Source organism: Psychrobacter sp. ANT206, from assembly GCF_056880555.1.
The window spans coordinates 2,267,718-2,281,937 of sequence record NZ_CP096271.1 but is presented as its reverse complement, the minus strand read 5'-3'; the positions used below and the strand labels follow the sequence as shown (position 1 = coordinate 2,281,937).

Here is a 14,220-nt window from a genome sequence, read left to right as displayed (position 1 = left end):
TAACAAACAGATAAGGATAACAGTATGAGCCAGTCTTCTAATGCCAATCGTGTTCAAAAAGGCATTCTTGCCATTGATCAGCAGCTGTTCGATTTTATCGAAAATGAAGTGCTGCCGAAAGTCGGTATTGATTCAGATGGTTACTGGTCAGGTTTCGAAAAGGTCATCAAAGAGTTTACGCCACGTAATAAAGCACTGCTTGCAACGCGTGCTAAGATTCAAGGACAGATTGACCAATGGCACCTGCAACATCCTACCAAAAATGGCAATATTGATTATCCAGCGTACAAAGCATTTTTACAAGAAATTGGCTACCTATTACCAGAAGGCGAAGCGTTCAGTGTCAGCACAGAAAACGTCGATGATGAGATTGCCCGCATTGCAGGACCTCAGCTGGTAGTACCAGTACGTAATGCTCGCTATGCGTTGAACGCCAATAATGCGCGTTGGGGCAGCTTATATGATGCTTTATATGGCACCAATGTTATCAGTGATGAAAATGGTCAAGAAGCAAAAGGTGGCTACAATCCAACACGTGGCGCAGCCGTCGTCGCTTATGCCAAAAAATTCCTAGATGAAAACTTTGCCTTAGCATCAGGCTCCTATAGCGATGTAACAGGTTTTAGAGTCGTTGATGGTAAGCTTGAAATTGCGCAAGGCGATAGCAGCGCGCAACTAAAAGATGCCGGACAGTTTGCAGGTTTTGTAGGCGACGCTGATAGTCCTAGCGCTGTATTATTAAAGAACAATAACTTGCATGCTGAGATTCAAATTGATGGCAATCATCCCATTGGCAAAGATGATCCTGCACATATTAAAGACGTGTTATTAGAGTCGGCGCTGACTGCGATTCAAGATTGTGAAGACTCCATCGCTGCTGTTGATGCAGAAGAGAAGGTTGAAGCGTATCGCAATTGGTTTGGCTTGATGAATGGCGATTTGCAAGAAACCTTTGAGAAAGGCGGCAAGACCCGTACGCGTAAACAGAATCCTGATCGCGAATATACTACGCCAGAGGGTGATACGCTGACCTTGCCAGGTCGCTCGCTTTTATTGCTACGTAACGTCGGACATCTCATGCAAAATCCATCGATTTTGGTAGATTTAGGCAATGGTCAAGAAGAAGTTTTCGAAGGTTTAATGGATGGTCTGATTACGCCTTTATTATCATTGAATGATTTAAAAGGTAAAACCGAGCTATCAAACTCACGTAAAGGTTCAATGTATATTGTGAAACCAAAAATGCATGGTCCTGATGAGGTGAAGATGGCAAATGACTTGTTTAACGCCTCAGAAGACCTACTGGGCTTAGAGCGTTATACGATAAAGATCGGCATTATGGATGAAGAACGCCGTATGACGGTCAACTTAAAAGAAGCCATTCGCCAAGCAAAAGAGCGTGTTATTTTCATCAATACTGGCTTCTTAGATCGCACAGGTGATGAGATGCATACCAGTATGAATGCAGGTCCATTTGTCCGCAAAGGCGATATGAAGTCGCAAACGTGGCTGCCTGCTTATGAGCAATGGAACGTCGATATCGGTCTTGAAGTAGGCTTACAAGGTCACGCGCAGATTGGTAAAGGCATGTGGGCAAAACCTGATGAAATGCAAGAGATGATGGACACCAAAATTGCCCATCCACAGGCAGGTGCTAATACGGCGTGGGTGCCATCTCCAACGGGTGCTACCTTACACAGCATGCACTATCATAAAGTCAATGTTGCTGAGGTTCAAGACAGCCTGAAATCACGTGCGCGCGCTAGCGTAGATGATATCTTAACCATTCCATTGGCAAAAAACACCAATTGGACTGAAGAAGAAAAACAGCAAGAGATTGATAATAATGCTCAAGGTATCCTAGGCTATGTCGTACGTTGGGTAAACCAAGGCGTTGGTTGCTCTAAAGTACCTGACATCAATGACGTCGGCTTGATGGAAGATCGTGCGACATTGCGTATCTCAAGTCAGCATATTGCCAATTGGTTACACCATAATGTTGTCAGCGAGCAGCAAGTGATGGACGCTATGAAACGTATGGCTAAAATCGTCGATGAGCAAAACGCTGGTGATGCTGATTATCAACCAATGGCGACTGACTTGGACAACTCCTATGCTTTCAAAGCCGCTTGTGATTTGGTGTTTAAAGGTCGCGAGCAGCCAAGTGGTTATACTGAGCCATTATTGCATCAAGCACGTCTAGATCTAAAAGCCAGTGTTGGCTGCTAAAAGTTAAAACAAGACTGAATTTAGCAATAAGTACCCTTTAAGCGAGGTCAGTGACTGCCAATAAAAGAGGTAAGTACCTGTCAAGTTTTCACACTGCTAATTGCCAAAATTTTTAGCGTTTCTGATTTCCTTTGTAATTCTCACCCTTATTCGTTTTAAACGAGTAGGGGTGTTTTTTGTCAAAATTTTCTTTAAGGTAAAACCTTATACAGAGGGTGGGTTTGAAAGTTTTTCCCAACTAAAGCTTCAAAAAAATGTTGCAAATTATGTCAAAGTTGTTATGCTTGTAGCTGAAGTATGAGTTTGGTAACGGATGTTACGCAACAGAGCGATAAAGACCAAAGTTTACATGGCAGTTACTTTTTTAATCCCAGTTATGTAAGTCATGGTTTTTTTCATCTTACGGTAATAGAACTTCGCCACACTTGTTTCTGACTAATCTCGGTAGCCAGTTACACATTATATCTTTGAGGATTTGTGACGATACCATTTGGGCAACGGCTAATAATAGCTCGCTCATTACTAAAATTGTAAAGTGGAGATACCCCCATGAAAAAACTACTTTTAGCTACAGCAATCGCTGCCCTATCTGTATCTGCAGCCAATGCAGCACCAACTGTTTATGGTAAAGCTTTCGTTGCTATGGACTATGTTAATGCTGAATTTGATGGCCCTGCTGGCAACATGTATGATGAAGATACAGTAGAGATCAACTCTCATGCTTCACGTTTAGGCTTTAAAGGTTCTGAAGCTATGACTGCTAACACTGATGTTATCTATCAGTTAGAGTATGGCACAAAGATTGATGGTGATAAAAATGGTTTTACTAACCGTGATACATTCCTTGGTGTAAACAACAAACAATTCGGTGAGTTCCGTGTTGGTAAAAACCAATCAACGCTTGCTCGTATTGATAACGTCGTTGTTAACCAAGGTTACTTTGATAACTTAGGTACTACTCAAAATGAGAATGAAGTTATTGATGCATTAAACATGGCTGATAGTAACCGTATCGCAAGTTCAATCATCTGGACTGCACCTAAGTATAACGGTCTACCATTACAGTTATCTGCTATGTATAGCTCTGATGACGTAAATGGTAACAACAATGCTGGCTTTGGCGTAGCAATGTTGTTTGATCAAGGTACTGGCTTCACTGCTGGTGTTGCTTATGACAAAGATCAAAACATCGCAGGTGATATCATCCGTGGTACTGCTACTGTAGATCTAGGTAAATATATCGCAGCTCCAGTAACTTTGGGTGCACTATATCAAGTAGCTGATTACGACTATGGTAATTCTAAAGAGAAAGGTTTGGTTGTAAGTGGTGAGATGGCTCTAGCTAACTTTGCTCGTCCAGCGTCTATCTATACTCAGTACAATAAAACTGACAATCTAGATGGTTGGAATAATTCTGATTCTGATCAGATCGTTGTTGGTGGCAAATACATGTATAAAGACAACATCATTGCTCATGCCTATGCTGGTATGAACAAAGCTGATAATGTTCGAGCTTATGATTTATCTGGTCCTAACACTACGGACATCGGCGATGCAGAAGTATTTGTTATCGGTACTGGTCTAGAATACAAATTCTAATCTAACCATTAGAATCTGAATAAAAAACTCATCCTTCGGGGTGAGTTTTTTTGTTATGAATTTTTTAACGCTGTAGTGAGTTATAATAGACATGTGCTAAAAATGAAGAGTTTCAAATAGTTTGTGCTTTTGCCCTATATTTTATGGCGTATTTTTAGTAAAATCCTTCTTTACCAATTACCGACAGAGTACTATGACCAAGTTTATATTTGTGACCGGTGGGGTAGTGTCCTCACTAGGAAAAGGTATTACCGCAGCTTCCCTTGCTGCTGTCTTAGAAGCACGTGGCGTAAACGTGACCATGACCAAAATGGATCCGTATATCAACGTTGATCCAGGCACGATGAGCCCGTTTCAGCATGGTGAGGTATTCGTGACCGAAGATGGTGCCGAGACAGATTTGGACTTGGGCTATTATGAGCGTTTTTTACGCCATTCAAAGATGAGCAAAAGTAACAACTTCACCAGTGGTCGCATCTATCAAAATGTCTTAAATAAAGAGCGCCGTGGAGAATATTTAGGCGGTACGGTGCAGGTGATTCCGCATATTACGGATGAGATTAAGAGTAAAATTCTTGCCAGTGGCGAAGGCTATGATGTCGCTATCATCGAGATTGGCGGTACCGTAGGTGACATCGAGTCGTTACCTTTTATGGAAGCAGTACGTCAAATGCAAGTCGAGCTTGGTCGCAATCGTGCCATGCTGATGCATCTCACACTGGTGCCTTATATCGCCAGTGCAGGTGAAACTAAGACTAAACCAACTCAGCATTCAGTCAAAGAGCTGCGTTCTATCGGTTTGCAGCCTGATATCTTGATTTGCCGCTCTGATCATCATATCTCACAAGACAATCGTCGCAAGATTGCACTATTTACCAACGTTGAAGAGCGTGCGGTCATTATGTGTGAAGATGCGCAAAGTATTTATCAGATTCCACGTACCTTACATGAACAAGATCTCGATGATTTAATCTGTGAGCGTTTTGGTCTTGATTTACCAGAAGCAGATTTGAGCGATTGGGATAAGGTTGTCGAAGCGCAGCTGAATCCTGAGTCGACGGTAACAGTAGCCATGGTTGGTAAATATGTTGAATTACCAGATGCCTATAAATCAATCAATGAAGCATTGTTACATGCCGGTATTACTCATAAAGCCGACGTCAAGATTGATTATATCGATGCTGAGCGTTTAGAAGACAATGACAGCTTACTAGCGCAACTGCATAATGCTGATGCCATCTTGGTGCCAGGCGGCTTTGGTGAGCGCGGTACTATGGGTAAGATCAAAGCCATTACCTATGCTCGCGAAAACAACGTACCTTATTTAGGTATCTGTTTAGGTATGCAGCTGGCAGTGATTGAATATGCGCGTAACGTGCTACATATCGATGCCAACTCTTCTGAATTTGATCGTAAAACAGCTGAGCCTATTATTGGCTTGATTACAGAGTGGTTAGATGAGCGCGGCGAATTGCAGATTCGTAGTGATGATTCAGACCTTGGTGGTACGATGCGTTTAGGCGCGCAGCAAGCTGAGCTGGTCGCTGGTAGTAAGCTTGCACAAATCTACGGTGCTAACAATATAACTGAGCGTCATCGCCATCGCTATGAGATGAATAACCGCTATATCGAGCCATTAGAGCAAGCAGGAATGACGGTATCAGGTTATTCTGCTAAGCAGCACCTAGTTGAGTCAGTTGAACTTGCTGATCATCCATGGTTTGTTGCGGTACAGTTCCATCCAGAATTTACCAGCTCGCCACGCGGTGGTCATCCATTGTTCAATAGCTTTGTAAAAGCGGCGAAGAATTATAGTGAAGCGAAATAATCGTTAAGTTATAAGTGCTTTTGATATAAAAAGACTGATCTTCGGATTGGTCTTTTTTTTGGCTGATTTTTTGGCAGTGGTTTGCATGCTAATTTTTCTAATGGTTTGCCGCTAATTACGCTTATAGCCTTTTTTTAATTGACCTATCGGTTACAATAAGAGATAACAATAAAGAGGATACCTACTCGATGGAAAACCTACTAACCGCGCAGTCGCATATTCAGCTTAATACACCTGATAATAAAAACATCAGTATCGGTAATGATCAGCCATTTGTCTTATTCGGTGGCATGAATGTTTTAGAGTCTAAAGAGATGGCATTTGAGATCGCTGAACAGTATGTCGATATTTGCCAGCGTTTGGATATCGGCTATGTGTTTAAAGCCAGCTTTGATAAGGCCAATCGCTCAAGTCTGACCTCGTATCGTGGTCCGGGGCTAGAGAAAGGTATCGATTGGCTTGGGCAAATCAAAGAAAAATTTCAAGTACCGATTATTACGGATGTCCACGAACCTTATCAAGCGGCACCAGTTGCTGAAGTAGCTGATATTATCCAGTTGCCTGCGTTTTTATCCCGTCAAACAGATTTGGTGCATGCGATGGCGAAGACGGATGCGATTATTAATATCAAAAAAGCGCAGTTTTTAGCCCCGCATGAGATGCGTCATATCGTCAATAAATGTCTCGAAGGCGGTAACGATAAGCTTATCCTGTGTGAGCGCGGTAGTGCCTTTGGTTATAATAACCTAGTGGTTGATATGTTGGGTTTTGATACCATGAAGCAGATGGAGATACCAGTGTTCTTTGATGTGACGCATAGTTTGCAGCAGCCAGGCGGCCGTAGTGATAGTGCAGGTGGTCGCCGTGAGCAGATCACCACGCTGGCACGTGCTGGCATGGCAACAGGGATTGCAGGATTGTTTTTAGAGGCGCATCCAAATCCAGAAGTGGCAAAATGTGATGGTCCTTGTGCGCTACGTATGAGCCAATTAGAGCCGTTCTTACGCCAGCTTAAACAGCTTGATGACTTGGTCAAAGGCTTTGAGACCTTGGATACTCATTAATATCATAAGTAATGTGAGGATAAGACAGTGGCAATTAAAGTGGCACAAGTAAGCATTGAAAACATCAATGATTCAGAAGGTTTAGATAGCATCATGACCGCTTTGAAGAATATAACGGGCGTCACCGCTATTGAGTTAGATGCTAACAGTCATATGGCATTGGTGCATTATGAGGATACCAAAACCAGTATCCATGCCTTTACCGCTGCGATTAGTATGGTCGATTATGTCACTCAGCCATTTCCTATCGATGCCCCGCAAAATCCACGTTATCATGATTAGATTTATAAAAGTATAACCAAACTGACTTGTGGTCAACGCCAATAGCTCTTATGCTGGTCTTGGCTATTTTAATAAAGTCTTATACCATTAAAGTATACAAACCATTTATTCACAGATAAAAATAAGGAGCCTCTCATGGCAAACCAAACCCGTATCATTAAAATTGACGGCATGACTTGTGGTGGCTGTGTGGCAAGTGTCCATAACGCCACTGCTGATATCGATGGTTTAGATGACATCAGTATCGAGCTTGCAGACAATCAAGCGACAGTCACCTTTGATGATAGCAAAACCAGTGCAGAGACGATTGCTGCTGCTATTGATGACGCAGGCTTTGATGCCACTGTTACCAACGCTTAATTTTATGCTTTGTTATAAACAAACCAGCTATTGTGGCTGGTTTTTTAATGGTTAAAAACTATGGCTATCAGAGTAGTGTTCTCAGCTCTCTTATTTCTGCAACATGTCCTTTTAATCTGAAATAATTGGTCGGCTGAAATAGTTGAATTGGCGCTAATCATGACCATTTAATATATAGGTTGATACACTAAGATGACTACTATTTAGATGCTCTGAAAAACAATATGATATTAATATTTAGAATGTACTGCTTGTTTGATTTGGATTTTTATTCCTCCACTGATAGATTTTTATAGCTCATACAAATTTATAAACGCCATAACGAGTTTTATTTATGAATGATTCTACCCGTACCAATACCCATAATTCTTATGATGTGGAGACTGATATTCAGTCTAATACCTCGCTTACGCCGCAGCGTGCGCACTTGCAGCTGGCGATAGAGGGTATGACGTGTCAGGCCTGTGCATCACGGATTGAAAAGGTTTTGAATAAAAAGCCATCAGTCTATGAGGTCAGCGTGAACTTCGCAGGCGAGACCGCCAATGTGGATTATGATCCGACACAGACGACGGCAGAGCAGGTGACGGAATGGGTCAACAAAACGGGGTTTGTCGCCAATTTACAGGCGGCTGATAGCTTGTTTGCTCAAAAAGATGAGGATGCGAGCACTCAGTATCCATGGCGTTTGATTGGACTATGGGTCTGTTTGGTACCGTTTTTAGTTGGTATGGCTGGCATGCTTTTTGGTCAGAGTATGGCGTGGATGCCGCCAGTTTGGATGCAATTTATATTAGCGACGATTGTACAGTTTGGATTTGCTTTACCATTTTATAAAAGTGCTTGGGCGTCTATTAGAGGCGGTCTTGCCAATATGGACGTATTGGTCGTTATCGGTACGGTAACCATTTGGGCGTATTCAACGTATCTGTGGCTGACCCATGGTGATGGTAGCTTAAATAGTCTGTTGCAAAGTGGGCATACTGGTGGTCATGGTGCGAGTGGCAGTCCTGCGGTGTATTTTGAAGCAGGCGTGATGGTCATTGCTTTTGTGCGCACGGGTAAATACCTTGAAGAGCGCACGAAAAAGCATAGTCTGAATAGTATTGATTTACTATTATCGCTGACACCAGACGAAGTTGAGCAACAGCAGCTAAACGGTGAGTTTAAAAATATCGCTCTCAAAGAGGTACAAGTAGGTGACATTCTACGTGCCAAACAAGGTAGCCGCGTTGCAACCGATGGTACGGTCATCGATGGTGCTGGCTGGTGTGTCGAAAGTCATTTAACCGGTGAGTCAGTACCGCTTAAGAAAGAAGTAGGCGATGGATTATTAGCGGGTGCCTTGGTCGAAAACGGTAGCTTGTTATACCGCGTCAATGCCAAGGGTAGTGATACAAAGCTTGGTGATATGGTACAAGCATTAAGCGATGCCCAAGGCTCAAAAGCCAATTTGGCACGCCTTGCTGATAGAGTCACTGCGGTCTTTGTGCCCGTTGTGGTAGTGATTGCACTGGTTACCTTTGGTGTGACGTGGTGGCTGACCGGTATGCTCGATACTGCTTTGATGCATGCGGTATCAGTTTTGGTCATTGCTTGTCCCTGTGCGCTTGGTTTGGCGACACCAGCCGCAATCATGGCAGGTATGGGCGTGGCTGCGCGTCACGGTGTTTGGTTTAAAGATGCGCAAAGCCTAGAAGCGGCAGGCAATATCGACACGGTGGTACTTGATAAGACGGGTACTTTGACCATTGGCAAACCGACCATCGTCGATGAAGTTATGGTCGATAAATCAATAGCGGTTGATGATGTACTACAGATTGCCGCAAGTATTGAAGTACATGCCAGTCATCCGCTTGCAACTGCTTTGGTCAATGCAGCGACAGCACGTGGTTTATCCTTATTCGATGTGTCTGATATCAGCGTTATCAAAGGCGCAGGTATACAGGCAAATATTGAAGGTTTAGGTGTGGTAAAGGTTGGCACAGCAGAGTTTGCCAATCTTGTATTGCCTAAATTGATGCCAAAGGTATGGCAAATTGCTAGTACTGTTGCGATTAGTATTAACGATGAAGCACTAGGCGCATTTGCATTAGCGGATGACTTAAAATCAGATACACCGCAGGCGATTACTGCGCTACAAGATGCGGGTATTAATGTCATTTTGATGAGCGGTGATAAACAATCTGTCGTCGATCACGTTGCCGGACAGCTTGGTATCGAAAAAGCGTATGGCAAGATGAGTCCACGTGACAAGGCCAGCCAAATTGCTCTATTGCAAACAGAGGGTCATAAAGTCGCTATGGCAGGAGATGGGGTCAATGATGCACCAGCGATGGCAACGGCCGATGCCAGCTTTGCCATGTTTGAAGGCACAGATGTCGCCCAACATAGTGCCTCTGCGCGCTTGATGGGTGAGTCACTGATGCATATCGACGCAGCGCAAAAAATTGCGAATGCCACGCTGCGTAATATCAAACAAAATCTGTTTTTTGCCTTTATCTATAATTGTCTTGGTATTCCGCTCGCTGCTTTTGGCTTTTTGAATCCTATGATTGCCGCTGCCGCTATGGCACTTAGCTCAATTTCTGTATTAATGAATGCGCTGCGTTTAACGCGCTTTAAGACAAAGGTTGAGCTGAATAATACTGTATCAGACTCCCACACTAAAGCAGATCGTCTAACAAAAGCGTAAGAGTTATATGACGTTTGATATCATAGGTACTGAGATAAATTGATAGTGACTCATTTGACTATTGATTGGCGATTTTATGACCGTCCGTTGCTTTAAGATAAGGGAAGTTTGGCAAAATTTATGCTATGATACCAAGCACTATAGCTAATGGTTAAGGGATGAAATAAATCTTTGATTACGTTTAAAATGAGCCGATTGTATTAGTCACTAAAGCTTTTTTTGCGCATTACTATACGATATTCTGCTTTATCTTTTTTGTATTCTAGTTGCCGTTATTTATCTCATAAACTTGGCATGACCAAAGGAATTAACAGACATTATGTACGCTGAAGAAACCAACAACGTCACCGCAATTAAAGACATTCGCGCTCGTGAGATTTTAGACTCGCGTGGTAACCCAACGATTGAAGCTGATGTGATTTTAGCTGATGGTACTATTGGCCGTGCTGCTGCTCCAAGCGGCGCATCGACTGGCTCACGTGAGGCGCTTGAGCTACGTGATGGCGATCAAAGCCGCTATATGGGTAAAGGTGTCAAAAAGGCGGTAGCTAACGTTAATAGCCAAATCCGCAGTGCTTTGATGGACAAAGATGTTACTGCTCAGCAAGCCATTGATGATGCAATGATTGCGCTAGACGGTACAGAAAATAAAGACAATCTTGGTGCCAATGCCATACTTGCGGTTTCACTTGCGGTTGCTAAAGCGGCTGCTAAGTCACAGAGTCTGCCATTACATCAGTATATCGCTGATCTGCGCAACCAGACGTCGCTTACGATGCCTGTACCGATGATGAATATCATTAATGGTGGCGAGCACGCGGACAATACCGTCGATATTCAAGAGTTTATGATTGAGCCGGTTGGTTTTAGCAGCTTCTCAGAAGCATTACGTGCTGGTACCGAAATTTTTCATAGCTTAAAGTCTGTTTTAAAGTCGCAAGGCTTGAATACTGCTGTTGGTGATGAAGGCGGCTTTGCGCCAAATCTTCGCAGCAACGAAGAAGCTATTACAGTTATCATGCAAGCGATTGAGCAAGTAGGCTACACAGCTGGTAAAGATATTCACTTAGCTTTAGATTGTGCTGCTACTGAGTTCTATAAAGATGGCAAATACGTCTTGGCAGGCGAGGGCAACAAATCCTTTGATAGCCAAGGCTTCTCAGATTATTTAGTGGGTCTTGCGCGTCAATATCCTATTATCTCTATCGAAGATGGTCTTGATGAGTCAGATTGGGATGGCTGGAAATACCTAACTGAGCAAATCGGTGATAAGGTACAGTTGGTCGGTGATGATTTGTTTGTCACCAACCCTGCTATCTTGCAAGAAGGGATTGATAAGAAAATTGCCAATGCGATTTTGATTAAGTTTAATCAAATCGGCACCTTATCAGAAACGCTAGATGCGATTTATCTGGCGAAGAAAAACGGTTATGCGACGGTTATTTCGCATCGTTCAGGCGAAACGGAAGACAGCACCATTGCTGATTTAGCGGTAGGTACTGCGGCTGGTCAAATAAAAACTGGCTCATTATGCCGCTCAGATCGCGTTGCAAAATACAATCAACTACTACGTATTGAGCAGCAAGTACGTGCAAGCTATCGTGGTCGCGAAGAGTTTATCGGATTACGTGGTTAATAAGCCAAAATTGTCGCTTACGCTGGGCGATATATAAATATATCGCTCAGCAATTTTATATTCTCTTTATATCGTTTGGCGTTATTATATTATGAAATACTTTAGCCAATTTATACTACTTGCGTTAGCCGTTGCCGTGCTGTCAGGACTGCAATATCAGTATTGGCTGGGTGAAAATGGTCGCGTCGAGCACAATAAGCTTCTGACTGAAGTGGATGAGCAGCAGCGCTTAAATGACAACCAAGTCTCAGCAAATAACTTACTGCGTACCGATGTCAATGATCTAAAGACTGGTCTCGAAGCGGTAGAGGAGCATGCTCGTTTGGATTTGGGTTTGATTAAGCCAAATGAGACTTTTGTACAAGTATCAACCGCGCCTACTACTCATAGTCGTTATTGATTCATAGTCGTTATTGATTTTGACGTACAGTCGGTATTGATTCTAAAGTCGTTGCAATGAGCTATTATTGATAATAATAGTTTTTTTTCATTTTTATACCTCTTAATTCCCATTTTTCTCTTATCCTATTTTCATGGAATCAACCCATGAGTACTGCCTTATGAATACCACTCCTAATATCCATGCCATGATCGTTGCTGCTGGACGCGGTAGTCGCTTTGGCGCGTCTATTGCTAAACAATATACCTTACTGCAAGGTCAAACCTTATTACAGCACAGTGTGGCACGTCTGGCTGAGAGTAATTATATTGATCAATGTCTATTGGTTGTGGCTCAAGATGATAGCACTGCCCAGACACTGAGCTTTGCGCTTCCTATCTATTATGCTATTGGCGGTACTGAACGTTGGCAATCGGTGCAGGCAGGAGTCGAGGCAATGATTAATGCGGGCGCAGATGAGTCGGATTTGGTTGTGATCCATGATGCAGCTCGTCCTGCCGTACCAAGTCATGATATTGATGCCGTCATTCAAGCAGCGATGCTAGAGCCTTATGGTGCTATTTTAGCGACACCGGTTGCTGATACCCTAAAACAGTCTTACATAGCATCTAACACACTATCAACGCCAGCATATGAAGCTCCACTATCTCTTCAGCAACTGAATACTCAGCCGGAGCTTGCTAATAGTCAGAGTGGTTATGACACGCTTCATACTTATGCTCAAAAAACCATTGATCGCAGCCATATGTGGCAGGCACAAACACCGCAAGTATTTAGGCTTGGACAATTGCAACAAGTCTTGAACTATGTCACTGAGCATAATCTGGCTATTACCGACGAAGCCAGTGCTTTTGAGCATTTAGAACTGCCAATTCGATTGGTAACAGGCAGTCGTCAAAACATCAAACTGACTTATCCTGATGATATTATTTTACTGACAGCCATTCTCAAGGCTCAATTCACCTCTAGCTCATAAAATTCTTATCACACTCTGATTTCTGTATTTTTTAACTTTATAAATTTTATATAGCTTTTTTATTCTGTCATAAAAATATCGAATATTCATTGTATCTATCTCTGTAAGGCTTATCTTGCAAGCTCTATAGCTAGTATTAAATTTGAGACATGAAATTATATTCATAGATTTTTATTATTTATATTTACTAAATAGCCGTTTATTTTTCCTATAATATTTTTTATAGCTGTAGATATTTTTTATATGAATATTACCTAAATATTGTTCAATATTAACAACTTGTTATTTGCCATAAACATATATTGCTTTGATCACTAAAACAGCCTATGATGTAACCAACTTAATACAATTAATATAAATATTTATAAAATCAATAATATACCAAGCCGATTTGTGTTTAGAAACGTCTTGCTTCTATGTTTTTTTCTAAAAATGAGTATGGTTGTCTTAGCTACATTTACCTAATTATAGGGAGAAGCTGATTGTCACCAACGATTGATTCTACAAACCCAGTAATGCCAGATCTATGCCAGCTTGTATATCTGAGCCACATTACGTCTACTGGTCTATCCAACTCTAGTACGCTTAACGATATCGCAGAAGTCGCAAATAAGCTGAATAAAATTGATGATATTACGGGTATTCTTTGCTACGGCAATGGTTACTTTTTTCAATATGTCGAAGGTACTGAGCAAGCACTGACCAACCTTAAAAATCGCTTGTTAATAGATGATCGCCACAAAGATTTAAAAATATTAGATTTTTCAGCGATTGATGAACGCCGCTTTGAAGGATGGTCATTACGCTCTATTACGCTTGAGCGCTGGATGGTTAATGAGCCTAAGCTAAAAGCCTTTATGCCTTTTAGACCTGATAGCTGGAAGTCAAACGAATGGCAGCAGTTTTTAGATATTCTGCAAGGCTATTATGAAGCGCAGGAAGTGACTGGTGATACTGATTCTCAGCCGATAAAATACAGCACGCTAGGGTTAACATTAGGCAAAGTAGTAGGGCAACACCAAGCATTTTTCTTGATCCAAACCATATTGGGTGGATTGATTGTGTTAGCGCTATTGTGGCTGATTTTATCCGATAAGATTTTCTAAATATCTATATATGTATTCATGAAGTCAGCATAAATTGCTGGCTTT

Annotated in this window: 11 protein-coding genes; all 11 read left to right on the top strand. The window is 42.1% G+C overall.

Translation table 11 applies throughout. The annotated features are described in order from the left end of the window. Positions 1-24 precede the first annotated feature (24 nt). Positions 25-2,229: a malate synthase G gene (locus tag M0221_RS09445; RefSeq protein ID WP_483283667.1), complete on the top strand. Its 2,205-nt coding sequence runs from the start codon at positions 25-27 to the stop codon at positions 2,227-2,229. Positions 2,230-2,778: 549 nt separating this feature from the next. Continuing rightward, positions 2,779-3,828: a porin gene (locus M0221_RS09440; RefSeq protein ID WP_483283666.1), complete on the top strand. Its 1,050-nt coding sequence runs from the start codon at positions 2,779-2,781 to the stop codon at positions 3,826-3,828. Between the two features lie 193 nt (positions 3,829-4,021). Next, a complete protein-coding gene (locus M0221_RS09435; RefSeq protein ID WP_483283665.1) occupies positions 4,022-5,656 on the top strand; it encodes a CTP synthase in 1,635 nt (544 codons plus the stop codon). 188 nt (positions 5,657-5,844) lie between these two features. After that, the gene (gene kdsA / locus M0221_RS09430; RefSeq protein ID WP_483283664.1) at positions 5,845-6,720 is read left to right on the top strand and encodes a 3-deoxy-8-phosphooctulonate synthase; all 876 of its coding nucleotides are present in this window, start codon (positions 5,845-5,847) and stop codon (positions 6,718-6,720) included. Between the two features lie 27 nt (positions 6,721-6,747). Next, positions 6,748-7,002 (top strand): hypothetical protein, encoded by a 255-nt coding sequence (locus tag M0221_RS09425; RefSeq protein WP_483283663.1) that lies wholly within the window; start codon positions 6,748-6,750, stop codon positions 7,000-7,002. Positions 7,003-7,137: 135 nt separating this feature from the next. Continuing rightward, positions 7,138-7,362, top strand: coding sequence for a heavy-metal-associated domain-containing protein (locus M0221_RS09420; RefSeq protein WP_020444055.1), 225 nt, complete (start codon positions 7,138-7,140; stop codon positions 7,360-7,362). A gap of 334 nt (positions 7,363-7,696) precedes the next feature. Continuing rightward, on the top strand, positions 7,697-10,057 hold the full coding sequence (locus tag M0221_RS09415; protein ID WP_483283662.1) for a heavy metal translocating P-type ATPase: 2,361 nt from the start codon (positions 7,697-7,699) through the stop codon (positions 10,055-10,057). A 319-nt stretch (positions 10,058-10,376) separates the two neighbouring features. Beyond that, positions 10,377-11,693: a phosphopyruvate hydratase gene (gene eno, locus M0221_RS09410; RefSeq protein ID WP_011514190.1), complete on the top strand. Its 1,317-nt coding sequence runs from the start codon at positions 10,377-10,379 to the stop codon at positions 11,691-11,693. 91 nt (positions 11,694-11,784) lie between these two features. Then, positions 11,785-12,093, top strand: coding sequence for an FtsB family cell division protein (locus M0221_RS09405; protein WP_020444053.1), 309 nt, complete (start codon positions 11,785-11,787; stop codon positions 12,091-12,093). A gap of 133 nt (positions 12,094-12,226) precedes the next feature. Beyond that, complete coding sequence (locus M0221_RS09400; protein ID WP_483283661.1) at positions 12,227-13,069, top strand: IspD/TarI family cytidylyltransferase; 843 nt, start codon at positions 12,227-12,229, stop codon at positions 13,067-13,069. A 482-nt stretch (positions 13,070-13,551) separates the two neighbouring features. Beyond that, positions 13,552-14,175, top strand: coding sequence for a BLUF domain-containing protein (locus tag M0221_RS09395; protein ID WP_041753194.1), 624 nt, complete (start codon positions 13,552-13,554; stop codon positions 14,173-14,175). Positions 14,176-14,220 lie beyond the last annotated feature (45 nt).